Origin of the sequence: Chelatococcus sp. YT9 (genome assembly GCF_018398315.1) — a bacterium.
GTDB lineage: Bacteria > Pseudomonadota > Alphaproteobacteria > Rhizobiales > Beijerinckiaceae > Chelatococcus.
In genome coordinates, this window is record NZ_JAHBRW010000001.1 from 2,977,520 (window position 1) to 3,002,050 (window position 24,531).

24 protein-coding genes are annotated in these 24,531 nt (G+C 64.5%); 5 read left to right on the top strand and 19 right to left on the bottom strand.

Annotated elements, in window-relative coordinates; all coding sequences use genetic code 11:
- Positions 1-187 precede the first annotated feature (187 nt).
- Together KIO76_RS13660 and wrbA are read left to right on the top strand one after the other, a co-directional pair.
- Entirely contained in the window at positions 188-1,432 is a 1,245-nt protein-coding gene (locus tag KIO76_RS13660; RefSeq protein WP_213323775.1) for an MFS transporter, read from the top strand.
- A gap of 170 nt (positions 1,433-1,602) precedes the next feature.
- Positions 1,603-2,202 (top strand): NAD(P)H:quinone oxidoreductase, encoded by a 600-nt coding sequence (gene wrbA / locus KIO76_RS13665; RefSeq protein ID WP_213323776.1) that lies wholly within the window; start codon positions 1,603-1,605, stop codon positions 2,200-2,202.
- A 64-nt stretch (positions 2,203-2,266) separates the two neighbouring features.
- Here the strand turns inward: wrbA and KIO76_RS13670 are convergent, their stop codons facing one another.
- Positions 2,267-3,259 (bottom strand): L-threonylcarbamoyladenylate synthase, encoded by a 993-nt coding sequence (locus KIO76_RS13670; protein ID WP_213323777.1) that lies wholly within the window; start codon positions 3,257-3,259, stop codon positions 2,267-2,269.
- Positions 3,260-3,472: 213 nt separating this feature from the next.
- Between KIO76_RS13670 and KIO76_RS13675 the strand changes: the two genes are divergently transcribed.
- The 3 genes from KIO76_RS13675 (at position 3,473) to KIO76_RS13685 (ending at position 7,180) form a co-directional block, all read left to right on the top strand.
- The gene (locus KIO76_RS13675) at positions 3,473-5,251 is read left to right on the top strand and encodes an acyl-CoA dehydrogenase family protein (protein WP_213323778.1); all 1,779 of its coding nucleotides are present in this window, start codon (positions 3,473-3,475) and stop codon (positions 5,249-5,251) included.
- 299 nt (positions 5,252-5,550) lie between these two features.
- The gene (corA, locus tag KIO76_RS13680) at positions 5,551-6,546 is read left to right on the top strand and encodes a magnesium/cobalt transporter CorA (protein ID WP_249729598.1); all 996 of its coding nucleotides are present in this window, start codon (positions 5,551-5,553) and stop codon (positions 6,544-6,546) included.
- Between the two features lie 442 nt (positions 6,547-6,988).
- A complete protein-coding gene (locus KIO76_RS13685; protein WP_213323779.1) occupies positions 6,989-7,180 on the top strand; it encodes a hypothetical protein in 192 nt (63 codons plus the stop codon).
- A 250-nt stretch (positions 7,181-7,430) separates the two neighbouring features.
- Here the strand turns inward: KIO76_RS13685 and KIO76_RS13690 are convergent, their stop codons facing one another.
- The 18 genes from KIO76_RS13690 to KIO76_RS13775 all read right to left on the bottom strand — a co-directional run bounded on the left by KIO76_RS13690 (position 7,431) and on the right by KIO76_RS13775 (position 24,522).
- A complete protein-coding gene (locus tag KIO76_RS13690; RefSeq protein ID WP_213323780.1) occupies positions 7,431-8,840 on the bottom strand; it encodes an FAD-binding oxidoreductase in 1,410 nt (469 codons plus the stop codon).
- Positions 8,841-8,856: 16 nt separating this feature from the next.
- Complete coding sequence (locus KIO76_RS13695; RefSeq protein WP_213323781.1) at positions 8,857-10,080, bottom strand: class I SAM-dependent RNA methyltransferase; 1,224 nt, start codon at positions 10,078-10,080, stop codon at positions 8,857-8,859.
- Between the two features lie 2 nt (positions 10,081-10,082).
- Positions 10,083-10,817: a TlyA family RNA methyltransferase gene (locus KIO76_RS13700; RefSeq protein ID WP_213323782.1), complete on the bottom strand. Its 735-nt coding sequence runs from the start codon at positions 10,815-10,817 to the stop codon at positions 10,083-10,085.
- Positions 10,818-10,839: 22 nt separating this feature from the next.
- Positions 10,840-12,135, bottom strand: coding sequence for an AmpG family muropeptide MFS transporter (locus tag KIO76_RS13705; RefSeq protein ID WP_213323783.1), 1,296 nt, complete (start codon positions 12,133-12,135; stop codon positions 10,840-10,842).
- A 262-nt stretch (positions 12,136-12,397) separates the two neighbouring features.
- A complete protein-coding gene (locus KIO76_RS13710) occupies positions 12,398-12,628 on the bottom strand; it encodes a type II toxin-antitoxin system VapC family toxin (protein WP_213323784.1) in 231 nt (76 codons plus the stop codon).
- Complete coding sequence (locus tag KIO76_RS13715) at positions 12,609-12,890, bottom strand: type II toxin-antitoxin system VapB family antitoxin (RefSeq protein ID WP_213323785.1); 282 nt, start codon at positions 12,888-12,890, stop codon at positions 12,609-12,611. The genes KIO76_RS13710 and KIO76_RS13715 overlap by 20 nt, the downstream gene beginning before the upstream one ends.
- Before the next feature lie 103 nt (positions 12,891-12,993).
- On the bottom strand, positions 12,994-14,931 hold the full coding sequence (gene dxs, locus KIO76_RS13720) for a 1-deoxy-D-xylulose-5-phosphate synthase (protein WP_213325260.1): 1,938 nt from the start codon (positions 14,929-14,931) through the stop codon (positions 12,994-12,996).
- 67 nt (positions 14,932-14,998) lie between these two features.
- On the bottom strand, positions 14,999-15,283 hold the full coding sequence (locus KIO76_RS13725; protein ID WP_213323786.1) for an exodeoxyribonuclease VII small subunit: 285 nt from the start codon (positions 15,281-15,283) through the stop codon (positions 14,999-15,001).
- Positions 15,284-15,359: 76 nt separating this feature from the next.
- Entirely contained in the window at positions 15,360-18,110 is a 2,751-nt protein-coding gene (locus KIO76_RS13730) for a DUF2339 domain-containing protein (protein ID WP_213323787.1), read from the bottom strand.
- A gap of 52 nt (positions 18,111-18,162) precedes the next feature.
- Positions 18,163-19,149 carry an NUDIX hydrolase gene (locus KIO76_RS13735; protein ID WP_213323788.1) on the bottom strand — a complete coding sequence of 329 codons (987 nt, stop codon included), beginning with the start codon at positions 19,147-19,149 and terminating at the stop codon, positions 18,163-18,165.
- A gap of 12 nt (positions 19,150-19,161) precedes the next feature.
- On the bottom strand, positions 19,162-19,680 hold the full coding sequence (locus KIO76_RS13740; protein WP_213323789.1) for a tyrosine phosphatase family protein: 519 nt from the start codon (positions 19,678-19,680) through the stop codon (positions 19,162-19,164).
- 146 nt (positions 19,681-19,826) lie between these two features.
- Positions 19,827-20,483 (bottom strand): YfbR-like 5'-deoxynucleotidase, encoded by a 657-nt coding sequence (locus KIO76_RS13745; protein WP_213323790.1) that lies wholly within the window; start codon positions 20,481-20,483, stop codon positions 19,827-19,829.
- A 22-nt stretch (positions 20,484-20,505) separates the two neighbouring features.
- On the bottom strand, positions 20,506-21,153 hold the full coding sequence (locus KIO76_RS13750) for a DNA-3-methyladenine glycosylase I (protein ID WP_213323791.1): 648 nt from the start codon (positions 21,151-21,153) through the stop codon (positions 20,506-20,508).
- Positions 21,150-22,028 carry a CAF17-like 4Fe-4S cluster assembly/insertion protein YgfZ gene (ygfZ, locus tag KIO76_RS13755; protein ID WP_213323792.1) on the bottom strand — a complete coding sequence of 293 codons (879 nt, stop codon included), beginning with the start codon at positions 22,026-22,028 and terminating at the stop codon, positions 21,150-21,152. Before ygfZ ends, KIO76_RS13750 begins: the two co-directional genes overlap by 4 nt.
- Before the next feature lie 130 nt (positions 22,029-22,158).
- Complete coding sequence (locus KIO76_RS13760; protein ID WP_213323793.1) at positions 22,159-22,413, bottom strand: hypothetical protein; 255 nt, start codon at positions 22,411-22,413, stop codon at positions 22,159-22,161.
- 194 nt (positions 22,414-22,607) lie between these two features.
- Positions 22,608-23,171 carry a TIGR02301 family protein gene (locus KIO76_RS13765; protein ID WP_213323794.1) on the bottom strand — a complete coding sequence of 188 codons (564 nt, stop codon included), beginning with the start codon at positions 23,169-23,171 and terminating at the stop codon, positions 22,608-22,610.
- Between the two features lie 61 nt (positions 23,172-23,232).
- Positions 23,233-23,736 carry an NUDIX hydrolase gene (locus KIO76_RS13770; protein WP_213323795.1) on the bottom strand — a complete coding sequence of 168 codons (504 nt, stop codon included), beginning with the start codon at positions 23,734-23,736 and terminating at the stop codon, positions 23,233-23,235.
- A gap of 30 nt (positions 23,737-23,766) precedes the next feature.
- Positions 23,767-24,522 (bottom strand): SDR family NAD(P)-dependent oxidoreductase, encoded by a 756-nt coding sequence (locus KIO76_RS13775; RefSeq protein ID WP_213323796.1) that lies wholly within the window; start codon positions 24,520-24,522, stop codon positions 23,767-23,769.
- Between the last annotated feature and the right edge of the window lie 9 nt (positions 24,523-24,531).

The following is a 24,531-nucleotide window of genomic DNA, read 5'->3' on the forward strand; positions in this document are numbered from 1 at the left end:
TTCTGTCCGCGCTTCGCCCCCGGATTTGGACGATCCGAAGCTCGGGGCGAAACGCCTGTCGCGTGTCACTAGGCGGCTCCCGAACATGCTGAGTGCCGTTCGGGATAATCACATTATCTGCATCCCGGATGCGTTCATTCCAGCGCATCTGGTCTAGTCAGCCCAGTCGGGTTTCGGGAAACGATCCATGGCCACAGCACCCTCGACTGCCGGGACCTCCGCGGCCAAACGTCCGGTCGCGCCGGAGATGATCATTCTGGCAGGATGTCTGATCGCGCTCATTTCCTTTGGCCCTCGCGCGGCTAGCGGGTTGTTCCTGCTGCCGATGAGCACGGACTACGGTTGGGGACGCGAGGTGTTCAGCCTCGCACTCGCCGTCCAGAATCTGCTCTGGGGGATTGGCTCCCCCTTTGCGGGCGCGATAGCCGATCGCTTCGGCATCGTGCGCGTCTTCTTCGTGGGTACCATTCTCTACGTGCTGGGACTGGTGCTGATGACGCAGGCCTCGACGCCTGGCATGCTCAACCTGTCCGCCGGCGTCATGATAGGCTTCGCGCTGTCCGGTTGCTCGTTCAATCTGGTGCTCGGCGCGTTCGGCAAGCTGTTGCCCGACCGCTGGAAGCCAATGGCCTTCGGAGCCGGCACGGCGGCAGGGTCGTTCGGCCAGTTTCTCTACCCACCGCTCGGACATTTCTTCATCGAGAGCTTCGGCTGGCAGACAACGCTGCTCATCTTCGCGGGCAGCCTCCTGCCGATCCTGCCGCTCTCCATGGCGCTGGCAACGCGCGGATCGGCGCCGGCCGCCGGGACGGCATCCGTTCCCGGCCAATCGGTCCGCCAAGCCCTATCTGAGGCCTTCCGTCATCCGAGCTATGTTCTGCTCGTCCTCGGCTTCTTCACCTGTGGCTTCCAACTCGCGTTCGTCACGGTCCACTTGCCGGCCTATCTGGAGGATGTTGGGCTCGCTGCGTGGGTGGGAGGCTGGACGCTGGCGGCCATCGGCCTTGCCAACGTGGTCGGTTCGCTGTCATCCGGCTACCTATCGACACGCATGCCTAAGCGTTGGTTGTTATCGCTCATCTATCTCCTGCGCTCGGTCGTCACTGTCGCCTTCATCATGCTGCCGGCCTCGCCCGCATCGGCAATCACCTTCGGTGTCCTTACGGGCCTGCTCTGGCTGTCCACGGTGCCGCCAACGTCGGCTCTCGTCCTGTTGATGTTCGGCTCGCGATACATGGCGATGCTCTATGGTTTTGCCTTCTTTTCCCACCAGGTCGGCGGCTTCCTCGGCGTCTGGCTGGGCGGCGTGCTCTACGAAGGCTTTGGCTCCTATGCGGTCGTCTGGTGGCTCTCCGTGGCCTTGGGCGTCGCGTCAGCCGTGATCAACCTGCCGATCAAGGAGCGCGCGGTGTCCCGGCCGCAGCCAGCTTGAACACGGCGGAGCACAGGAAAGGCGACTGACTTTGCGCTGGTGCAATGTTGGTCTTGCGAGTTTCGGGCTTCGCCTTGCACAGCTAGAAGGTATATCTTCCCGGCAGAGGTCGCCGGTTAAGCTCTGCAGCGGCTGGCCGAAGAGTGACAGACGATCACGGAGATCGAGTGATGGCGAAGGTTCTTGTCCTGTACTACTCCTCCTACGGCCATATCGAGACCATGGCCCAAGCGGTGGCCGAGGGCGCGCGGGAGGCGGGTGCCGACGTGGTCGTGAAGCGCGTGCCGGAAACGGTGCCGGAGGAAGTCGCCAAGGGCGCCGGTTTCAAGCTTGACCAGCAGGCCCCCATCGCCACCGTCGCTGAACTGCCCGAGTACGACGCGATCATCTTTGGTGCGCCCACCCGCTACGGCAGCTTTGCCTCCCAGATGCGAGCGTTCATCGATCAGACCGGCGGGCTGTGGGCCAAGGGCGCGCTGGTAGGCAAGGTCGGTTCGGCCTTCACATCATCCGCTACCCAGCACGGCGGCCAGGAATCCACCATCCTGACGTTCCTGCCGACGCTTCTGCACCACGGCTTCGTGGTTGTCGGGCTTCCCTATGCTTTCGCTGGGCAGATGGGCCTCGAGGAGATCAAGGGGGGCTCGCCCTACGGCGCCTCGACCATCGCAGGCGCCGATGGCAGCCGCAAGCCCTCTGCCGTCGAGCTCGATGGCGCCCGTTACCAGGGGCGCCACGTCGCCACGATTGCCGCCAAGCTCGCGGGCTGATTGCACGTTGAGTGTGAGCCGATGACGGCCGGGCTTGTCTCGGCCATTGTCTTATCTGCGAAGGTCAGCGGGGGGCGGCAGCCCGCCGCAACCGGTCATTGATAGCCTCGCCCAAGTCATGATCAGGAATGGGGGCGACGGCTATGATCGTCGGCCGCGTCGAATCGATATGGCGCAGGTAGGAAAAGAGATTGGCCGCAGCCTCGATGAGGTCGCCGCTCTCGCTGAGGTTCAGGATCATCGCTGCGCGCTCCAGCCCAGTGGGTCTCCCGCTCCCGAAAAGAAGCACCGCCTCGCCGGGGGCAATGGTCGTCGCGTCCATCCGCAGGCTCGCATGGGGCGCGTAGTGCGAGGCGAGCTGGCCTGGGGAATGTGGCGCTGTCCCGTCGGTCTCTTCACGCTCCGCCAGCGCCATGCCCAAGACCTCCTCGATCGCACGACGGCTGGTCCCGCCCGGTCTCAGAAGGCGGGGCCTGTCCTCCAGGCAGGACACAACGGCCGATTCCAGACCGACGACGGTCGCGCCGCCGTCGATCACGGCGGCGATGACGCCATCGAGATCGCCCAACACATGTGCCGCCGTCGTGGGGCTCACGCCGCCTGAGGGATTGGCGGATGGCGCAGCCAGCGGGCGTCCGACAGCGCGCAGAAGATCGAGCGCCACGGGGTGGGCCGGAATGCGGATGGCGATGCTGTCGAGGCCAGCGCTCGCCAACGGGGACACGGGACAATCCGGCGTGCGCGGCACCACAAGCGTCAGCGGCCCTGGCCAGAAGGCATCAGCGAGCTTGCAGGCGAGCGCGTTGAACTGGCCGAGCTTACGGGCTGCCGTGAAATCGGCAACATGGGAGATCAGGGGATTGAACCGCGGGCGGCCCTTGGCCGCATAGATCGCGGCCACGGCCTCGCCCTGGGTCGCATCGCCTCCGAGCCCATAGACGGTCTCTGTCGGAAAGGCGACGAGCCGCCCCGCCTTCAGAAAACTCGTCGCGCGGGCGATGCCGGCCGCGTCAGCTACTAGGCATTCCGTTGCGACAGGGGGGACGCTCGTCGCCATGGACCGCTTCTCACTTTTGCAACTGCTGTCATGATATGAAGTGGGGGCTTACGCGGCGTCCCGCGCCTCCGTCAAGCCATAGAGCATTTCGAGCGAAGTGGGCATCGGTTTGCGCGTGAAGGAAAATGCGATCAAGCAAGCAGCTCGAGCATTTCGGCGGTTTGAAGAGACGTCGAAAAGCTTGGGGCACCGAATGCCGGAGGGAGGCATCCAATGACCTATCGCGCGCCTTTGTCAGAAATCATGGTCACCATGCGGCACGCTGCGGGATTGGACGTGGCTGTTCGCGAAGGTCTTTACGGCGAACTGTCGGTGGATCTTGTCGAGGCGATCCTCGGTGAGGCAGGCTCGTTCGCAGAGGAGGTGATCGCGCCGCTCAATCGAACGGGCGATACTGATGGGGCGAGGTTGCTCGACGGTGGTGTCGTAACCACGCCGGGATGGCGCGATGCGTATCGCGCCTGGGCGAGGGGCGGCTGGAACGGCCTTGTCGCGCCGGAGGAATGGGGTGGGCAAGGCCTCCCGATGATCGTGCAGGTCGCCTGTCTCGAGCTCTGGAACTCCGGATCCATGGCCTTCGCCATCGGCCCCACGCTGACGGCGGCAGGCATCGAGGCGCTCGACATTCACGGCACGCCTGAATTGCGCCGGCTCTACCTGCCCAAACTCGTGTCAGGTGAGTGGATGGGCACCATGAACCTCACCGAGCCTCAGGCCGGCACAGACCTCAGCGCCCTGAAGGCGCGGGCGGAGCGCGCTGCCGATGGCAGCTACCGCATCACGGGAACGAAGATCTTCATCACCTACGGCGATCACGATCTCACAGACAATATCGTCCATATGGTGCTCGCGCGGCTCCCGGACGCTCCGCCCGGCAACCGTGGCATTTCGCTGTTCCTGGTGCCGAAGTTCATCGTGAACCCGGACGGCAGCCTCGGCGCCCGCAACGATGTCGTCTGCCAATCCCTGGAGCACAAGCTCGGTATTCACGGCTCGCCGACCTGCGTCATGGCCTATGGCGACAAAGGCGGCGCCACGGCCTATCTCGTCGGGGAAGAGAACCGCGGCCTCGCTTGCATGTTCACGATGATGAACAACGCGCGCCTTGCCGTGGGCGTGCAGGGCGTCGGCGTGGCCGAGCGGGCCTATCAGCAGGCGCTCGCCTATGCCCGCGAGCGTCGCCAGGGACGTCGTCCGGACACGCCGGCGGGGCAATCCGCGCCGATCATCGCCTTTCCCGATGTCCGGCGGATGCTGATGACGATGAAGGCGCTCACGCAGGCCGCACGTGCCATCTGCTATCTCACGGCGAGCGCGCTCGATGGTGCCAGGCTGGCGCCGGACATGGTCGAACGCCAGCGTGCTCACGAGACTGCCTCGCTGCTGACCCCGATCGCAAAGGCCTTCTCGACCGATGTCGGCTTCGAAGTCGCGTCGCTTGGCGTCCAGGTTCATGGCGGGATGGGCTATATCGAAGAGACGGGGGCCGCCCAGCACCTTCGCGACGCTCGTATCGCCATGATCTATGAAGGGACGAACGGCATTCAGGCCATCGACCTCGTCACCCGCAAGATCGGCCAGTCTGATGGGGCGGCCGTTCATGCCCGGATTGCCGCGGTCCGTCGCACCGTCACACGGCTCCTTGCCGCCAATCGCCCGGAGTTCGGCGGGACGGCGGCGCGTTTGCGTGGTGCGGCCGAAAGTCTGGATCGTGCAACGAGCTATCTGCTTGCTGCGTTGCAGAGCGGGCGGACTGACGACGCGCTCGCAGGCGCGACTCCGTATCTCAGGCTGTTCGCCATCGTGCAGGGGTTGGCGTCGCTCGCGGATATCGCGCTCGCCGACGCCGATGATGCGCCGGAGCGCGCCGCCCATGCGGCCCTCGCGCGCTTCTTCGCGGACCATGTCACGATCGGAGCGGATGCCCTAGCGGCCGATGTCATGGGGGGTGCCGGCGTGCTCGGGGAGAGCGAGACGGTCTTGTTCCCCTAGAATAACCTCGCTTCTTACCTTCCCCGCGAGAGACGGAGTGGCGGCATGAGTCAGGCCGCCAGGAGCAGCCGCGAGAAGCGGATAGAGCCCGCTCCGTTTCCCCGAGCTCTCGACGTGGGACACACCTCCCCTCCTTGCGATGAGGGACGGGGGTAGCGCCAGGCCCGCAGATACTTGTCACATATCGAATATAGAGAGATGTGATAGACGATCAGATAAAGCCGGGCTTGCGCTGATGGAGCGAGGCGCCGGAGGTGTTCCGTGTCCTCACGCCGGCCGACGCGAGCCAGGGAGAGACCATGCTCATAGCCTACAGAGCGCCGCAGGATTTTGCCCGTGATGTCGAGATGCGGCTGGAGCGCAGTGTCGTGCCGGCCGATGGTATTGTCCCTGAGGGTACGCTCTGGCTGGACCTGGTCAGTCCGACTTCGGTCGAGGATAAACTCGTGGAGCAGCATCTCGGCATCGAGATTCCGACCCGCGAGGATATGGAGGACATTGAGCCTTCAGAGCTGCTCTATGTCGAACACGGCGCGCGCTACATGACGGCGCGTCTCCTGTTCAATGTCGCGAACGAACCCCAGATGGCCGGCGTCACCTTCATCGTAAAGGACAACGCGCTCGTGACAGTGCGCTATGATGAGCCGAAGGCGTTCGCCATGTTCGCCAATCGCGCGTCACGGCCGGGCGGATGCGGGCCGACGGCCGACGCCATCGTCGTCGGCTTGCTGGAAACAGTCATCGATCGGGCCGCCGAGGTTCTGCAAGCGACGGCCGACCGCATCGATCGCGTCTCGCAGGACATTTTCGAGAAAGCGCCGGGCACGGTGCGCAAGAGGGGTGACTATTACGACACCCTGCAGGCTCTCGGTCGCTATGGCACGCTGATCTCGATGAGCCGGGAAAGCCTGGTGTCGATCGAGCGTGTGCTCCTGTTCCTCTCCGCAAGCTATCGGACGACGAAGGCGCCGAAGGAGCTCAGGGAGCAGGTGCGCACGACGCTTCGCGATCTCCAGTCGCTGGAGGAACACGCGACTTTCCAGTCTAACAAGATCCAGTTCCTGCTCGATGCGTCGCTCGGCCTCGTCAACCTCGAGCAGAACAACATCATCAAGCTGTTCTCGGTGGTGGCCGTCATCTTCATGCCGCCGACCCTCGTGGCGTCCATCTACGGCATGAATTTCCAGATCATGCCTGAGCTGCATTGGGAGTTCGGCTATCCCCTCGCTATCGGCGTCATGATCGCAGCGGCAGTGGCGCCCTATCTCTTCTTTCGCTGGAAGCGCTGGCTGTAGCGGCCGATCGGCGTGGCGGATGAGGAACGCAAGCCGGCTCGTCTCAACGCGCTTGATGCCGCCGCAAGCGGAATCGCTTGAATCGATGTCTGCGCGGCCCAATGCAAATGGTTGATTTTTATGGTTAATGAAAGGTTTTCACGGGATTGTCTCGCCGGCGCAGGCCGCGGACGGGCTTTGATAGTGATACGAGATGCTGGCGCCAATTATGCTGGCAGGCGAGGAGGATAGGCAGCGGGCTTGAATCAATCCGCGCCACTTCGCGTGTTTTCCCGCCGTTCCACGCGGTGCCCGTGACTCACTTTCTCAGCAGACCAGGTTAACGGCCTATCGCACTTTGCAGATTTTCGTCGAGCGACAGAGCTCCGGTCCCGCGCGTTCTCCGCTCGCGACTTTCTCCGTGCAGAGCCGCCGCGGGGGTGAATCGGGCGAGGGTTTGATCATGGAGCAGACGGTGACCACCTCCCGCACGGGCCGCTTCATTGCCTGGCAGATTTTCTCTAGCTGGCAGGTGATGTTTCCTGACGCGCCCGGCGCGCCTTTCCGGTTGCCGCCTTGGGTGGTTGCCGATTTTGACGGTTCACTCGCCTTTCCGCGTCGGGAGGTGTCAGGCTTCAGGGAAGTCTCGGTCTGAAAGGTCGGCGACGTTACAGCTGCGGCCTTGCGCCGGCCTTCCGGCGCCGACAAAGCCGGGACAACTGCGGCCATCAGGAAAACCGCCGCTAGAACCGAGGGTAAAATACGCATGACACGCAACACCATGAATAGGGGTGGCTAGGTTGCAAGCCACGCTGGGGAGAGGGCCCATCCTATCAATGGAGGTGATTGCGTCGCGGACACGGCTGCGTGATGTCACGCAGCCAGTGCCGCTAACGATCTCAGATTTAAACGATAACACCTGGATTGAGGATGCCGGCCGGGTCGAGCGCGGCCTTCAATGTTCGCATGAGTTCCATGGCAACAGGATCCTTCACGGCAGGCAGCGCCGCACGCTTGAGGCGCCCGATGCCATGCTCTGCGGAGATCGAGCCGCCATGGCGGATGACGATGGCGTGAACGACTTCGTTGAGATCGTGCCAGCGATCGAGGAACGCTTGCTTGTCCCAATCGACAGGCTGGCTGAAATTGAAATGGATATTGCCGTCGCCGATATGGCCGAAAGGAACCGGGCGGATGCCGGGAATCAACTTTTCGGCGGCGGCGCTGGCCTCCTCGATCAGCACGGGAATTTCAGCGATCGGTACCGAGACGTCGTGCTTGATCGAGCCGCCTTCGCGGCCCTGTATCTCTGAGAGAGATTCGCGTAAGCCCCAGAAGGCGAGACGCTGGTCCAGCGAGCTCGCAAGCACGGCGTCCAGGACGAGACCATCCTCAATAGCGCCACCAAGCGAATGTTCGAGCTTGGCGTCAAGGTCGCCCTCGATCTGGGATGACAGCTCCAGCAGCACATACCAGGGGTGCGGCTCGGCGAACGGATCACGCGCCCCGGGGGCGTGCCGCACCACGAGTTCGATGCCGATGCGCGGCATGATCTCGAAAGTCGTCAGGCTGGAACCGATCTCGGATTTCACCCGTGCGAGCAGCTGCACGGCGGCCTCGGGGGAGGGGATCGCACAGAACACGGTGATGCGCTGACGTGGCCGTGGGAACAGCTTGAGCACAGCGCCGGTGACGATGCCGAGGCTGCCTTCCGACCCGATGAAGAGGTTCTTCAAGTCGTAACCGGTGTTGTCCTTGCGCAACTTGCCGAGGGTATTGAGGATGCGCCCATCGGCCAGCACCACCTCGAGCCCCAGCACGAGGTCACGCGTATTGCCATAGGCGAGCACCGCCGTGCCCCCCGCGTTGGACGCAATGTTGCCGCCGATGGTGCAGGAGCCTTCCGAGGCAAGCGACAGGGGAAAGAGCCTGTCCGCCGCTTCAGCCGCTTCTTGCACCCTGAGCAACGTGACCCCGCCGTCCACCGTGATCGTATCGGTGAGGGCATCCACCTCGCGGATGCGATCGAGCCGCTGCAATGACAGCACGATTGCTGGACGCTTCGCGTCCGGCGTCTGGCCACCGACGAGGCCGGTGTTGCCGCCTTGTGGCACGACCGCGAGGCCGAGATCATTGGCGAGCCGCATGACGGCGGCGACTTCAGTCGTCGAGGCCGGTTTGACGACCGCGCGCGCCGTGCCGTGGAAGAGTCCCCGGGGTTCGTGGAGGAACGGGGCCATGTCCTCAGGCGCTGTCAGCACATAGGATGCGCCGACAACCGCCGTCAAAGCCTCGATCACACTCGCGTTGTCCATCCGCTACAGCCTCTGTTCAGCGTTTCAGCACTCCGACGATTTCCATATGCGAAGAATATCGAAACTGGTCCAGCGGTATCACACGTTGAAGGGAGAAACCTGCGGCGATCAGGGTGGACATATCCCGCGCGAAGGTCTGCGTATCGCAGGAGACGGCGATCACATGCTTCACCTTGCTGGCCGCGATTTCCCGAACCTGCGCTTCCGCACCGGCGCGGGGCGGGTCGAAGACCACTGCGTCGAAGCGGTTGAGCTCCAGCGGCAGCAGCGGGCGGCGGAAAAGGTCCCGGGCCTCCGTGGTGACGGGGCGCAGACCCTGGGCGCCACGAACCGCCTTGTCGAGCGCTTGGAGCGCGGGCGCAAACGATTCGACCGCATGGACGGTGCTGCGCTCGGCCAAGCGTAGCGCGAAGGGACCGCACCCTGCAAAGAGGTCGGCGACGCGCTTCCGGCCCTGGCAGGCTTCGCTGACGAGCCGCCCCAGTGTCTCCTCGCCCTTCGCGGTCGCTTGGAGAAAGCTGCCGGGTGGCGGCACCACGAGCGCGCGCCCCATCGCGACGCCGGGCGGCCGGCGTTCGACGATAAGCTCTCCATGCAACGCCAACCGGGCGAGATCGAGGTGCCCCGCGAGCGTGGCGAGCGCTAAGCGCTCTTTATCGCGCGCCGGCCCGAGCCCGCGCATGTCAACATCGAGTCCGCCGCTTGTTGCCGTGAGCTGGATATCGAGAGGTTTCCGGACGCCGACCGCTGCCGCGAGCGCTCTGGCGACAGCCGGGGCGCGCGCGAGGCCCGGCATGAGCACGGGACAATGGTCGATCGCGACAAGCGTATGGCTGCGTGCTGCCATGAACCCCACGGCCGCCTTGCCATCCACGAGCCGCGCATGGAATGTGACGCGCCGCCGGCCCTCTCCATGGGCGTCGATGAGGTCCTCGACCGGTGTCTCTATCCCGGCCCGTGCCAGCGCCGCGAGCAGAAGCTCTCGCTTCCATTGGCGGTAGAGTGTCTCGTCCATATGCTGGGTCGCGCAGCCGCCACAATGGGTGAAATAGGTGCATTCGGGCATGCGCCGCGCGGGCGAAGTCTCGTTCACCGCGGCCACTTCGGCGCGATCGCCGTCAATCGTGACGGACACGGATTCGCCCGGCAGCGCAAAAGGGACATGCACCGGGGCGTTCTCATGCAGGGCGACGCCGTCGCCGCGCCGCCCCAGGCGAACGATGGTGAGGCTCGTCGTCATGGCTATCTCCGGCGCGCGCCGATAAGGAATTCACGGTTGCCATCGCCGCCGGCGATCGGCGAGGGGATCAGCCCCAATACATCGAAGCCGAGCCCGCTGACAAAATCCGCGATGTCGTCACAGACGCGCGCATGGATGGCGGGATCACGCACAATGCCCTTCGCCACATGGGCGCGGCCGGCCTCGAACTGCGGTTTGACCAACGCGACGAGCGCTGCGTCATCGGCGAGAAGGGGCAGGACGGGCGGCAGCACGAGCCGGAGCGAGATGAAGCTGACGTCGGCGACAATGAAGCCGATGGAATCAGGAATCTCCGCAGGTGTGAGGCCGCGCGCATCGGTTCCTTCCAGGGAGACGACACGCGGATCTGCCGCCACGCTCGCATGTAGCTGGCCGTGACCCACGTCGACGGCATAGACCTTCAAGGCGTCCCTGCCGAGAAGGACTTCCGTGAAACCACCCGTCGAAGCGCCGATGTCGAGGCAGATCTTCCCGGTCGGCGAAAGGGCGAAGGCTTCCAGTCCCGCCTCGAGCTTCACGCCGCCCCGCGATACATAGGGATGCGGCGCGCTCGCGGTGATCGCTGCATCCGGCGCGAGGCTGTCTGAGGACTTCCGCACGGTGACGCCATCGGCGGTGACCAGGCCCGCGGCGATGGCGGCTTGGGCTCTCGCCCGCGTCTCGAAGAAGCCTCGTTCCACCAAGAGCTTGTCGGCTCTTGTCTTCTCACCGCCCATGATTGTCGCCTGTCATGATCGCTCAGGCGCGTCCTGGCGCCATGCCCGCCGTCTCGCTGGTTGGGAAGGCTCGCATCATCCACAGGAGCAGTGCAAGGCCAGGCAGGGCGGCCGCGGTCGAGATCAGGAAATAAGTCGTCCAGTCCACCTGATCGGCGAGCCAACCGCCGCCTGAGGCGAAGATGGTGCGCGTGAAGGCCATGAAGGAACTGACAAGCGCATATTGTGTCGCCGTATAGGCAACATTGCAGAGTGAGGAGAGATAGGCAACGAAGGCCGCCGTTCCCATGCCGCCGGCCAGGTTCTCGACGCTCATCGTCACGATGAAGACCGAGAGATTGGCGCCGACCATGGCCTGGACGACGAAAACGAGGTTGCTGGCCGCCTGCAGGATGCCGCAGATCAGAAGCGCGCGCATGATCCCGAGCCGCGCGACGACGACGCCCCCGATGAGGCCGCCGGCAATCGTCATGATGACGCCATAGGACTTCGAGACGAGCCCGATCTCCGCCTTGGTGAAGCCCACCGCGAGATAAAACGGGTTGGCCATCACGCCGATCAGCGCGTCGCCGTATTTGTAGAGCGCGATGAAGAGGAGGATCGCGAGCCAATGCGGCCGCTGCGCGAAATCGGCGAGCGGTGCGACGACGGCGCTGCGAATCCACCCCAGCGGATCGGCCGATAGGGAGGTTTCCTCGACGTCCGGGCGCGCCGGCTCCCGGCTTAAGAGGACGGTGATCACGCCGATCCCCATCAAGGCCGCCATCGCCGCATAGGCGGTGAACCAGCCGAAGAGCTCCGCCAGCACCAGCGCACCGCCGCCGGAGACGATCATGCCGAGGCGGTAGCCGAGCACGATATTGCCGGCGCCGGCGCCAAGTTCCTTCTCCTTCAGGCTCTCGACCCGGTAGGCGTCGATGACGATGTCCTGCGTCGCGGAGGCAAAGGCCAGCGCCACGGCCCAGCCGGCGGTTGCGAGGAGATTGTGCGCGGGATCGCTGGAGCCAAGCCCGATCATGCACAGCGCCGTCAGCGCCTGCGCGACAATCATCCAGGCGCGGCGCTGGCCGAGCAGGCCGGTGAGCACAGGAATCGGCAGACGGTCCACCAGTGGCGACCACAGCCATTTGAAGCCGTAGGCCGTCGAGGCCCAGGAGAACAAGCCGATCATGGTCATCGACACGCCGGCCTCTGCCAACCAGGCGGACAGCGTGCCGTAGACGAGCGAGAGCGGCAGGCCCGACGAGAAGCCGAGGAATAGTATCGCGATGATGCGCGGGTCCGTATAGACCGCGAGGGAGCGGAGCCACGCGTTCATGGTGTCTCGTTCATGATGGGCCATCGGGCCGTTGCGGTGCGGTTCAGAACCATTCGTTCGATCGCGCCACTATCCGCGAATATGCTTATCAGTCCGTAAGCGCGGAGCGCACATCCGTCTGTGCGAAATCATTGCCATTGTAAAGCAAGAGGGCATTGAGGGATATGGCGAGGGCGTATGACGCGCAGTCTGCCAGATTGAGCTTCGCGGGGCTGCCGGAGCCACGGCCGAAACGCGCGTAAGCCTGACTGGTTATGTCGGCCTAGCGTTCGTCGAATGCATGCTGCCTCAGTTCCGCTATGGAGAGCAAGTTCTCAAATGGATCGAGGTATCGGCGGTCAGCGCGACGCAAAAGCACCGTCCGCGTCTCATAGATCGTGACCGAGGGCGCAATCTTTTGCGATGCAGTGTGAAGTAACCCCGCGATCTGTTCCGCGTCGGGCTCGCCCAGCAGTATCGAGAGAAAGGCCGAACTATCGACGACGATCAGCATCGTTGTCTTCGTCGAGTTCGCCCCAGAGCTCGTCAAAATCGCGCTTGGTGATTTTCGGAATTGGGCCAAGCTTCCGCACGCGCTCCTGAATCTCCCGGATCGCCTGCATCTTGCGCTCGATCTCGGCCTTGCGTGCGGAACGTGCCTCCTCCTGCAGCAACAGAAGGCCTTTGCGCACCGCTTCCGTGATCGTATCGCCCGTCAGAGCCGCTACCTCGCGGGCCAGCCGCTCGGTTTCAGCAGATTTGATATTGAGGGCCATGGTTTTCTTCCTCGCGCCGGAGAGGAAGAATGGGGATCGAGGCAAGATATTTGCAAGCTAGGATGATGCGAACGCCATGAGGTTGATCGCCATCACCGCATTCTCACGCGCTGCGCGCCACCTCGGCCTGCCCAAGCGCGGCGAAGACCTGGGCGACGATGCCTGCGGCATCAAGGCCGGCATCCGCATACATCGCTTCCGGCTTGCCGTGGTCGATATAGATGTCCGGCAGCGTGAGGGTGCGTACCTTCAAGCCGCGGTCGAGCGCGCCTTCGCTGGCAAGGCTCTGCAGCACGAAGGCACCAAAGCCGCCGACCGACCCTTCCTCGATGGTAACGAGGCATTCATGTGAGCGTGCGAGCCGGCGTATCAGCTCCAGATCGAGCGGCTTTGCGAAACGCGCGTCGGCGACGGTGGTGGAGATGCCGCGCGCCTCGAGAATCTCGGCTGCCTTCAGGGAATCGGCGAGCCGCGTGCCCAGCGACAACAGCGCGACGCGCGTGCCCTCGCGCAGAACGCGCCCCTTGCCGATCGGTAGCGGGACGCCTCTGTCCGGCATATCGACGCCCACGCCGTCACCGCGCGGATAGCGGAAGGCGATCGGTCCTTCGTCATAGGCAGCGGCGGTTGCGACCATATGCACGAGTTCCGCCTCATCGGCAGCTGCCATCACCACCATGTCAGGCAGGCAGCCGAGGAAGGCGATGTCGAAGGAGCCGGCGTGGGTCGCGCCATCGGCCCCCACGAGCCCGGCGCGGTCGATAGCGAAGCGCACCGGCAGCTTCTGGATGGAGACGTCGTGGACCACCTGGTCATAGGCGCGCTGCAGGAAGGTCGAATAAATGGCGCAGAACGGCTTGTAGCCTTCCGTAGCAAGGCCCGCCGCGAAGGTCACGGCATGCTGCTCCGCGATGCCAACGTCGAAGGTCCGCGTCGGGAAGACCTGTCCGAACAGGTCGAGCCCGGTGCCTGACGGCATTGCGGCGGTAACGGCGACGATCTTCTCATCCGCGCGGGCCGCAGCAACCAGGCTCTCCGCGAAGACTTTGGTATAGGCGGGCGCGTTGCTCTTGGGCTTCGCCTGGACACCGGTGACGACGTCGAAGGTTCCGACCCCATGGTACTTGTCAGCCGAGGCCTCAGCTGGCGCGTAGCCCTTGCCCTTTTGGGTGACCACATGGACGAGAATTGGCCCGGAGGTCGCGTCGCGGGCGTTGCGCAGCACCGGCAGGAGATGGTCGAGGTTATGGCCGTCGATCGGGCCGACATAGTAAAAGCCGAGTTCTTCGAAAAGCGTGCCGCCGGTCCAGAATCCGCGTGCGAATTCCTCGGCGCGTTGCGCCTTCTCGTAGAGGAACTTCGGGAGGTGGCGGGCAAGTTGCTTGCCCACTTCACGGATGGAACGGTAAGTGCCGCCGGAGACGAGGCGCGCGAGATAGGCCGACATGGCACCGGCCGGCGGCGCGATCGACATGTCATTGTCGTTGAGGATGACGATGAGCCGCGCGTTCATAGCGCCGGCGTTGTTCATCGCTTCATAGGCCATCCCCGCTGACATGGCCCCGTCGCCTATGACGGCCACAACGTTCCGCGGCTTGCCCCCTGCCTCATTGCCGGCGGCATGGTCGAGCGTCTGGGCAACGGCCATGCCGAGACCGGCGGAAATCGAGGTCGAGGAATGGGCGGCCCCGAAGGGGTCGTATTCGCTCTCCGAGCGGCGCGTGAAGCCGGAAAGACCGCCTGGCTTGCGCAAAGTGCGGATCCGGTCGCGCCGGCCGGTCAGAATCTTGTGCGGATAGGCCTGATGGCCGACGTCCCAGATGATGCGGTCGCGCGGCGTGTCGAATACGTGATGGAGCGCGACGGTCAGTTCGACGACGCCTAATCCCGCACCGAGATGGCCGCCGGTGATCGAGACGGCGCTGATGGTTTCCTGCCGCAGCTCATCGGCGAGCTGGCGCAGCGCCGCGTCGGGCAGGCGCCTGAGGTCCTCGGGCAGGTCGATCGTGTCCAGAAGTGGGGTAGCTGCCGGCACGGCGATGGTCCTCACGCAAAAAAGAGATCGACCCGCCCGGCTGGAATGGAGGGCGATCCGGTCGGGCGGCTTTTTATGTCTCGATGTCGAGCGGCTCTGTCCCGACCGCCCGACCATCGGACGACAGGGTTATTTTCTCGATGCGCTGCTCGGCGCGCCTCAGCAAAGCCTCGCAGTGAGCCTTCAGAGCCTCGCCGCGCTCATAGATGGCGAGCGATTCCTCAAGTGCCACATCGCCGCGTTCGAGACGCGCGACGATCTGCTCTAACTCAGCCAGCGCCCGCTCGAAGGGGAGAGCGGCCAGGTCGGGCTGGTTCGCAGCGCGAGGAGATGGGTCCTTAGAAACTTCTTTGGTCATGGTGCGCGTTATCGCCCGTTTACCCCCCAAGTTGCAAGCTTGGAGCCCTTCCACCTTGTCGCCGTTCCACGCGGCATTATTGCGGCGGCGTGGGCGGCTCTGTCCTTGGCACGGGGATGTGAGGCCTGGTCCTCAGGAGAAGCTTTTGATAGGCAAGGCCGATGCCGACCAGAACAAGCCCCAGTCCGATGAAGGACAATGCCCGGAGCGCGCCTTCGAGGTTCGCCATGTCGACAAGGAACACCTTCAGCACGGCAGCAAGGATATAGGCCCCGGACAGGAGCCGGGCGAGACGAAGCCGCCACAAAAGCCCGATAGCGAGCAACAGTACGCCCATCGCGAGAAGCGCCAGCGAATAGACCCAGAGCTCCGTTTCGCTGGTCACCCGCCAAATACTGAGCACGGGGCCCTGGAACAACCGGCGGATTTCCAGCAGCATATAAAGCAGATGCAGAAAGAGGCCGAGCCCTGCCGCGGTATATACGTACCACATTGGTCGGCTCGGCCGCGCATACCAGGCCACTGCAAAGGCGGCGATCGCCGGGATGAGATAACCGAGAAGAAGCCCGTTGAAGATCGCGCCACCCGGAACGGCATCGCCCGAAAAGGCTGGGTTGTCGATGAAAGCCAGGGAACCGAAGGATATGGCCAGCGAGAAGGCGCCGAAAGCCAGCGAAGCGATGCGATAGACCGGATCTCTCCGGCGCGTATCGAAGCGCACCATCACGAGTGAAAACAGGAGGCTCGAAGTCACCATCAGCCCCGCCTCGATCAGGCTGGAGGATTCCCGCAGGATGTCACCGCCACTGAGCGCATGGCGGATCTGGAAGAAAACGAGTAGCGCCGCGAAGACGATCGAGAGGCTTTCGCAGAGCTGCGTGATGGCGTCCCGGCGATGCCTCGCTAGGATAACCGCCGCGAGGCCAAAGCTGACCGCCGGCACACCATAGCCCCAGAGCAGCCAGTTCAGGATCGGCGTGGTGCCGAGATCGCTGCCTGCGATGGCAGGGTCCCAGATGACGCGGCCGAGGACAAGGGCGCCGATCGCGCCGACGACGTAGCGCAGGGCTGGGATCCGGCAGAGCCAGCCAACCCAGGCCGTGCCCAGCGCCGCGAGCGCGAAGCTGACTGTCAGCATGCCCTTGTCGAGCGCGAAAGTGAGGCCGAGCGCAAGCGCCGCGACGGCGGCGGAAGCGAAAGCGCCTGTGCCGAGCGCCAGGACCGGCGCTTCCCCCTCCCGCGTGCGCGTCAGGCGCGCGGCATATGTGGCGGCAAGACCAAGGGCTGCCGCGACGAGCGCGAAAGGAATGCTCTTGTCGAAACCGGCGACACGCCAATAGGCGACGACGAGAAGGGCGAGCGGCCCGACAGTCGCAGCGCCCGCATAGCAGGCGATTGTCAAGAAAGGCAGGCGTGCTCCACGAAGGATACGCCAGAGGCTCGCCAGCGCCACGGCCGCGCCACTGCCGACGGCGAAGGTGAGATAAAGGCTCAAGGTCTCTGGCATGGGCACGCTGCCCGCGCCGCCCGGCAGCACGTTCTGCGGTTCGGCGAGGGCTTCCCTGGCAACAGGCCAGAAGAAGAGCCCGGCGCCGGCGATGGCCGCGGCGAGCGCGGCGGCGCCGGCGGCCGGCGCGATCCGGACCGCGGTCGCCATGTAAAGGGCGACCATGATCCCACCGAAGAGCGCGCGGGTGCCGCTGTCGAGCGACACCGTCATCGCAAGCCCCGACAAACCCGCGAAGACGATCAGCACCCCGAGGCCAAGCTTATCTGGGTAGGCGCTCTCGTCTTCCACCCCGCGGTTCGGATCCGCGACGAGAAGCAAGACGGCAAGCAAGGCTTGGAGGATGATATGCGTCAGGAGGGCCGGCGCGTGCCCGGCCGAGAAGACGAGCACGAGGAAGGCGCCCCAGAGCGCAGCGCCTAGCGTGGCCGAGACCGCGAGCCACTTCCACAGGCGCAGACGCGCAAGAGCGTACGAGGCGGCAACCGGGAAGAGGAGGTAAATCACCAGCGCCCACGGCTTGGGCTCGTCCGTGGAGACGAGCAGCGGCGATACGAGAGCCGCAAGAAGCCCGAGAGCCGCCAGCGCCGGCCCATGCAGCACCGAGGCTGTCAGCGTCGCCAGCGATACGAGGCCGAGCAGCACGAATGCGGTCGCAGGACTAATGAAGTCGTAGAGCGCATAGGATGCATAGACCGTGGCGAACGCCGACGCGGTCCCGGCGGCGGTCAGCACGCTGGGTACATGGGCCGAGGGAATACCCGCAAAGCCCTCCGCGCGTTCACGCCTGCGGAACCATTCGCCGACCGCGATCAGCGCGAGCGCGAGAAGGGCGGCTCCCGTGACGCGGACGCCCGGGCCGAAATAGCCCTGTTCGACGGAGAAACGCACAAGCAGGAAGCCACCGAGCGCCAGTGCGATGCCGCCAACCCACACAGCCCAGCGCGAGCCGAGCCGCTCCTCCAGGCCGGGCTGCGGTGGCGCCGGCACGGAGCCGGCCGTGTCGGCGGCGTCCGCACGGGCGGCCTGTGGCCATTCCGGCCCCTCAGGCTCAAGGGCGGGCTCAGGCGGGACCGCATCCGCCACCTCGTCCGGCGCCTGGGCTATTTCGTCGGCGGGCCGCTCCGGCTCTTCCGGCGTCGAGCCGGGCGATAGGGGCGCCTGCGCAGGCCCTTCGCCGAGAGCCAGAGCCTGCTCCAGGCCCTGGACCTTCTCCTCGAGCAGGCGCGTGCGCTGCTTGAGGTTCAAGGCCATTATAAAACTGGCGATCGTCATGATCGGCAAGGCCAGTATCAGGAGCGCGAGCAGTACCCATTCCATGGCTTCGTTCTACCTTTAACCCGCGATCTCGATCATGCTGTCCTGCCCCGGGTTAGCCTCGCCCGCCGAGACGTAGGCCGAGAGAAGGCCTTTCCTGCAGCACTTCGCGGCGGAAGCGGAACACGGCGGCAGGGCGCCCGGCTGTGGGTGCCATATCGCCCGTGGGCTCGACGAGCGCGGTGCCTTCCACGAAGCGTCGGAAGTTCTGCTTGTGGAGATGCCGCCCGGCAATGGCCTCCACGGTGCGCTGCAAGGCGGTAAGCGTGAAAGTCGGGGGCATCAGCTCGAAAATGAGCGGTCGGTACTTCAGCTTGGCGCGCAGCCGGCTGATGGCGGTGGCGAGAATCCGGCGGTGGTCGAAGCGCATCATCTCGCCGGCCGGCGGCAAGCTCTGGCGCGCTTCGGCGCTCGGCCGCCCGTCGCGCAACGCCTCGCCGACGAGGCCTGCCTCGTAAAGCAGTTCATAGCGGTCGAGCGCCTTTTCCTCGTCCCAGGGGATGCTCGCCGTGCCGAAGCTGAGTTTGAGCCGTTCGCGGCGGGACAAGCCGCGCCGTTCGATGTCTTCCCTGTCGGCAATGACATCGGCAGCCCATTCGTCGAGAGCGGGCAGGATCGCGGCGAGGCATTCGGGCTTGCCGCTACGCCAGTCCTCCCATGGAAAGAAGTGGTACCAGGGCAGGAGACGTGCGGTCGTTGGCACCTCACTCGCCTCCGCGCCAAGCCGGGTCAGCGCCAGATAGCCCACCGACACCTCGTGCGGCTCGCCGTCGCCGCGCCGGGCATGCCGGCCACGATCACCGAAGGTGTAGAGTTGTTCCACATAGCCCAGGCTGAAGCCGGTCTGCTCTTTCACCCAGGCCCTGAGCCCGATTTCGAAGGTGCGATGCGCCAATGGATCGAAGACGCCGAACGGCAGGCCCGGCGTCGCGTCGCCGCCGCGCGCGACGAGGATCTGTGGCACATCGCCCTTGACCACAACGATCGCGGCCGCGAGACCGATCTCGATGGCTGTTGGTGGTGACTGGGCGGCCGGCTCCATGCCTCGCTTCGCTTAGGCGTTATGCAGCGGGAGGGCGAAAGGCTCGCCCTCGAAGGCGTCGCAGCCGCGACCGATGGCATGGGTGGCGGCGACAAGCTGTCCTTCGTAGCCGAGCCGCGCGTCGGCCACCTCGATGAAGCGGATATTGGGCGTCGCGGAAGGCGAGGCGAGACGCAAGACGTTGGCTGCCTCCGCGGCATCTTGATTCGCGTTCAGGGCACAGAACGATACAAGCGCCGCCGCTGTGGAGCGGCTGATCCCCGCGAAGCAATGAATGACGAGCGGGTGTTCGCGTGGCCAGTTGTGGACGAAGGCAAGCAATGCATCCACGTGCTCGACATCCGGGAGCACGTGGCCATCAAGTGGCGCGACGATGTCACTCATGCGGATGCTGAGATGATGGTCCGCGGCGATGGCGTCCGGTGTCGCCGTGGTGATATCGCCGCTCGTCAGCGAAATGAGATGACTGGCAGAGGAGGCTGCCACGGTCTCCGAGAGGCGAGACAAGGGGCAAACGTGGATGGCAGGCATGGGTCGATCCAAACTGGTCACATTCTAAGCATGTCAGGGTGCGACCATAAGGCGATTCGTGTGTGCGGTCAGATCTCTAGAAGGAATTGATTTAGCACCATGGGGTTAAGAGGCGATGCACGCTTCTATAAAGCCGCGCTTTCGTTTCAATCAGAAGTCGCGACGCTCCCGCTATGGGGCGAGAGGCGGCTCGTTGCGCTCACGGCCTCGAAACGTGTGAGGAAACGCGCCTTCGCCTCGTCGGCGCTCCAGGGCGTGAGATAGGAGAAGACGGACTGGGGCAAGGCTGCGGGCCGGCCGAAGAATTTCAATGCTTCAGCGCGATCGAAGCCTGCAAGCTGTGTCGCTTCGAGAAAGGCCGCCTGCTGGTCGGCCCGCTTGGTGAGATCGCGCACGTCAGAGCGCAGGGTCGCAGGTAGCCCGAAGCGGAGGTGAACAGCGGCCATGAGGCGTGCTTCCACTTCGCGATAGGTGCCGCCCATGACCGTCTTGAAGGGCGAGATCATATCCCCGATGACATATTCGGCGGCATCGTGCAGCAGCACGCCGAGCTGCCACTGCGCCGCAGCGGCTGTCTTGGGCGAAACCATATGGCAGGCGATGGCCTCCACCAGGAGCGAGTGCTGGGCGACGGAATAGATATGTGGCCCGCTGGTTTGGCCGTTCCAGCGGGCAACGCGCGCGAGCCCGTGCGCGATGTCCTCGATCTCGATATCGAGGGGTGACGGGTCGAGGAGGTCGAGCCGCCTGCCGGACAGCATCCGCTGCCAGGCGCGGGTCGCCTTGCTGCCTGTCCTGTTCATGACGAGGAGCCCATAGTGGCCACTAACGGAAGCCCTCGGGCATCTGGTCGGCAAGGGCTGCACACTCGGCGTGGCGATAGCAGCCCACCAAATGGTCATTGACCATCCCGACCGCCTGCATGAAGGCATAGGTTATGGTGGGACCACAAAAGGTGAAGCCCGCCGCCTTCAGGGCTTTTGACATCCGGCGCGAGGTCTCCGTCTCCGCCTGCACCTCGTCGCGCGAGCGCAAATTGCTCTGGTGTGGCCGACCCCCGGCGATATCCCACAGAAAGCGCGCAAAACCACCGTTTTCCATGATGTCGAGCCAGGCCCGCGCGCTCTTCACCGTGCCCTCGATCTTGGCCCGGTTGCGGATGATGCGAGTGTCCGCCATCAGCGCGGCGCGCTTGGCTTCGTCGAAGCGAACGATCACCTCCGGCTCAAAGCCCGCGAAGGCCTCGCGGAAGCCCTCGCGGCGCCGGAGGATCGTGATCCATGACAATCCTGCCTGAAAGCCGTCAAGAATAAGCTTCTCGAACAGCGCCCGGTCGTCGAACTCGGGCACCCCCCATTCGGTATCATGGTAGGTGACATAAAGGGGGTCGAACCCCGGCCACCAGCAGCGCCGCTTGCCGTCAGGATGGTCGACGAGACCAATGGGCACCGTCGTGTTCGTGCTGTGATTCATGACGGCGTCCCCCCGTTTGCGGCAGTCGTGGGGAAGGACACGCGGGCGTAGGCCGGCAACGCCACCGTCAGCGGCCGTCCGTCCGCCAGCAGCGGCAGGCCAGCCGCTTGTGCGTCGACCACCCGGTCGAGCCTGAGCATCGCGAGCGCGACAGGACCCGCATGCGACCCGAGATGGCCGACCAGCTTGCCGCCCGCTTCCACCGAGGTTTGCCCCGCTGGCGCTTCGCCGTCCGCAAAGGTCGCAACCACGATGCGCGTCCGCGCGATCCCCCGATGATGCATCCGCGAAACGACTTCCTGGCCGATATAACAGCCTTTGTCGAAAACCACGCCGCCCATCTGGTCCATCATTGCCTCGTGGGGGAAGGCATCGCCGAACGCGAAATCCTGCCCGCCTTCCGGGACACCGGTGGCGATTCGATGGGCATGATAAGCAGCGGCGTCTGGAAGACCCGCGTTCCTGTAAGCCTCGCGCTCGCCGATGAAGCGGCGGCCGAGACCAGGCGCCCGGGTGTCATCGTAGGCGATCAGAGTGCCGACCGGCTCCTCCGCGCTATCCCAGCCGGCCGCGACGGCGAGCGTCTCCGAAAGATCTTCGAGGAGAACCTTGCTACGCAGTTTGTAAAGCGTGAGGCGCTTGAGGAAATCGGCGATTCCAGCCTGCGCCGTATCGAGGAAGAAGCCGCCCTCTGGAGCTGGCGTAAACAGGCCGTCAAACAGAATCTTGCCCTGGGGAGAGAGCAGAGCCCCGAGTCGGCCGACGTTTGGCTCGAGATCGTCCAAACGGCAGGTCAGGATATTCTGCAGGAAATCGAGAGCATCGGCGCCGGAGATGCGGATGACGCCGCGATCCGCCAGAAGGGCTGACGGCATGATGAACTCCTTCCGCGACTGCGCTTGACCGACGAGCACCACCCGGTGAACCGGCATGGTCGCTGACACATAGGTCTAGCGATCGGCAACCTCAAGCTTCGGAAGAAGGCGTTCTACTTCCCCGCAGCCTCTAGTGCCTCAAGCCGCTCGTGAACCCGCCGCCACGGATCCGGGTTGGCAGATTCTCTGCGAATCGGGCAACGGCTTCTTCGCCGTAAGTCGTGACCAGCTCGTGGAACGCCGTGAACAGGGCAGCGTGCGCCACGCAGTCACCGTCGAGACCGTCGAGCTGCGCCTCCGCAAAGGCCTCGCTGAGATAAGCCAGGGCAGCCCGCTTTTCCTCGCTCGTGTCCGTCATATCGAGATGGGGCTGAGAATCGTCCATGCGTAAACCGATGGGTCCTGAAGAGGGAAAAACGCAACGGATTCGAGATTACGCAGGAAGCGCTGCCGGCGCCAGCCAGTTGTTGCGAGGCAGTTAACGACACACAGGAAATCGGCGGGCGCGCCGCAAACATGTTTACCCTGATGCAGAAAAACGACAGTCGGGCAGCTTTGGGACCGGAAAAATGACGTCTTTCAGCCGCCAAAACGCGAGCTGATCGTCGTCGCAAGGCGCGCTCCCTCGTCCAGGAAACGCGTGATGGCCGCCTGTGCTGACGCGTTGCAGCGCCGGTATGTGAGGGCGTAACCGTTGAAGCCGCGGTTGTATGATCCGGCTAAGCGTTCACGCTCTGCGGCCGTGCTCGCCTCGGCGTCAATCAGCGCGCGCATCTTCTCATACCATTGCGGGGCATCATTGGCGCCGCACAGATTGCGTAGAAAGGAGAGGGCACCCAGCACCTCGGCCAGCCGCAGCATCTGCCCCTCGTAGAGAGGTCGCTCCTCCGGTGAGGACGTGGGGGTCTCTGCCGGGGCTGAGGACGCGCCGCTCTTGCCAGCGCCCTGGTCCTGCGCGTTCTTGTCCCGTGCGGCGGGAGCACTGTTGGCGGCAAGCGCGGATTCTGGCTTGGCCGTGCTGAACAACGGACCGTCATTCCGGCTTATCGCCAGGGCGGCAGGCGTCGGCAGAGCGATGAGAAGGGCTGTCGCGACAACTGCAGCAGGGCGATAGCTGCCCGATCTGCCTTGGAGCCGGGGCATCAGCTGAAGAAAGGATGGCGCATGACGTCCGTGCACTCGATCTAGCCTCGAACCTGGCGTTTCAAAGGGACTCGTCACGACGCGCCGCAAGCGGTGCGCCACGTTCAATAATGAGAGCGGCGCGAGCCACGATGTCGGGCAGCCCGGGCGTGACCGCCCGTTTCCCGAGATCATACGGATTAACCCATTCCACCGCAGCGACTTCCGCAATCGCGGCGGCTTCACCGCTCAGCCAGCTTGCCGCAAAGGCCGCCACGACGAAATGGCGTTTCACGCCCGCGCTATCGCGCTCAATGACCTCGGCATGGCCCGCAAAGCCGAGAATTGTAGCCGTAATGCCGACTTCCTCCGCAAGCTCCCGCAGCGCGGCGGCCTCCAGGGTTTCGCCAAGTTCCACGTGACCGCCCGGCAGGCTCCAGACGTCTGCCATTGGCGGATATCGCCGCGAAGCGAGCAAGACCTTGCCGCCGCGGAATACGGCAACGCTCGCCGCGAGCCGGGGAGCGGCTGGATAAAGCCGCCCGTTGCCCCGGCCTGAACCTGGATCACCGAGGGATGCGGTCATCGCGCGATCCCTTGCATGGACAGCCCGTCCTCAGACGTGCTGGCCGCCGTTGATGTGCAATTCAGCGCCGGCCACATAGGACGATGCCTCCGTACACAGAAAATAGATGGCTTTGGCCACTTCGTCCGGCGTGCCGAGCCGGCGCATCGGAATTTGACCGATGAGTTTCTCGGTGCCCGGCGACAGGATCGACGTGTCTATTTCCCCGGGCGATATTGCGTTGACACGAATGCCGAGGGGGCCGAAGTCGGCCGCCATTTCCCGCGTCAGCGCCGCGAGGGCCGCCTTTGATGTCGCGTAGGCTGAACCCGCGAACGGGTGAACACGGCTGCCCGCGATCGACGTGACGTTCACGACCGACCCGCGGGCGCGGGCCAGTTCATCGGCGAGCCCGCGTGCCAGCATGATCGGAGCAAAGAAATTCACCCGAAAAACCCGCTGCCAATCGCCGATTGAAGTTTCGAGAGCACCAAGCCGGCTGCCGCCTTCGCCCTTGGGCGAGATCGCCGCGTTGTTGACGAGAGCGTGCAGAACACCGCCCTCGGCTTTGAGACGGTTACGGATCTCGGCGATCGCGGCGGCAGTATTGTCGACATCGGCAAGATCGACCTGAATGTGATCCTCAGGTCCCATTTCCCAAGGGCATTGCTCGGGAAAGCCGTGGCGCGAGCAGGTGATGACACGCCACCCGGCGGCCGAGAAGCGCTTGACGGTAGCGTGACCGATGCCGCGACTGGCGCCGGTCAGCAGCATGATGCGCCGCGTTTGGTTGGACATCTGGGACATCGCTCTTTG

Coding starts and splice junctions, on each gene's coding strand:
- KIO76_RS13660 (WP_213323775.1), top strand. CDS start 188: ATGGCCACAGCACCCTCGACTGCCGGGACCTCCGCGGCCAAACGTCCG.
- wrbA (WP_213323776.1), top strand. CDS start 1,603: ATGGCGAAGGTTCTTGTCCTGTACTACTCCTCCTACGGCCATATCGAG.
- KIO76_RS13670 (WP_213323777.1), bottom strand. CDS start 3,259: ATGGCGACGAGCGTCCCCCCTGTCGCAACGGAATGCCTAGTAGCTGAC.
- KIO76_RS13675 (WP_213323778.1), top strand. CDS start 3,473: ATGACCTATCGCGCGCCTTTGTCAGAAATCATGGTCACCATGCGGCAC.
- corA (WP_249729598.1), top strand. CDS start 5,551: ATGCTCATAGCCTACAGAGCGCCGCAGGATTTTGCCCGTGATGTCGAG.
- KIO76_RS13685 (WP_213323779.1), top strand. CDS start 6,989: ATGGAGCAGACGGTGACCACCTCCCGCACGGGCCGCTTCATTGCCTGG.
- KIO76_RS13690 (WP_213323780.1), bottom strand. CDS start 8,840: ATGGACAACGCGAGTGTGATCGAGGCTTTGACGGCGGTTGTCGGCGCA.
- KIO76_RS13695 (WP_213323781.1), bottom strand. CDS start 10,080: ATGACGACGAGCCTCACCATCGTTCGCCTGGGGCGGCGCGGCGACGGC.
- KIO76_RS13700 (WP_213323782.1), bottom strand. CDS start 10,817: ATGGGCGGTGAGAAGACAAGAGCCGACAAGCTCTTGGTGGAACGAGGC.
- KIO76_RS13705 (WP_213323783.1), bottom strand. CDS start 12,135: ATGAACGCGTGGCTCCGCTCCCTCGCGGTCTATACGGACCCGCGCATC.
- KIO76_RS13710 (WP_213323784.1), bottom strand. CDS start 12,628: ATGCTGATCGTCGTCGATAGTTCGGCCTTTCTCTCGATACTGCTGGGC.
- KIO76_RS13715 (WP_213323785.1), bottom strand. CDS start 12,890: ATGGCCCTCAATATCAAATCTGCTGAAACCGAGCGGCTGGCCCGCGAG.
- KIO76_RS13725 (WP_213323786.1), bottom strand. CDS start 15,283: ATGACCAAAGAAGTTTCTAAGGACCCATCTCCTCGCGCTGCGAACCAG.
- KIO76_RS13730 (WP_213323787.1), bottom strand. CDS start 18,110: ATGGAATGGGTACTGCTCGCGCTCCTGATACTGGCCTTGCCGATCATG.
- KIO76_RS13735 (WP_213323788.1), bottom strand. CDS start 19,149: ATGGAGCCGGCCGCCCAGTCACCACCAACAGCCATCGAGATCGGTCTC.
- KIO76_RS13740 (WP_213323789.1), bottom strand. CDS start 19,680: ATGCCTGCCATCCACGTTTGCCCCTTGTCTCGCCTCTCGGAGACCGTG.
- KIO76_RS13745 (WP_213323790.1), bottom strand. CDS start 20,483: ATGAACAGGACAGGCAGCAAGGCGACCCGCGCCTGGCAGCGGATGCTG.
- KIO76_RS13750 (WP_213323791.1), bottom strand. CDS start 21,153: ATGAATCACAGCACGAACACGACGGTGCCCATTGGTCTCGTCGACCAT.
- ygfZ (WP_213323792.1), bottom strand. CDS start 22,028: ATGCCGTCAGCCCTTCTGGCGGATCGCGGCGTCATCCGCATCTCCGGC.
- KIO76_RS13760 (WP_213323793.1), bottom strand. CDS start 22,413: ATGGACGATTCTCAGCCCCATCTCGATATGACGGACACGAGCGAGGAA.
- KIO76_RS13765 (WP_213323794.1), bottom strand. CDS start 23,171: ATGCCCCGGCTCCAAGGCAGATCGGGCAGCTATCGCCCTGCTGCAGTT.
- KIO76_RS13770 (WP_213323795.1), bottom strand. CDS start 23,736: ATGACCGCATCCCTCGGTGATCCAGGTTCAGGCCGGGGCAACGGGCGG.
- KIO76_RS13775 (WP_213323796.1), bottom strand. CDS start 24,522: ATGTCCCAGATGTCCAACCAAACGCGGCGCATCATGCTGCTGACCGGC.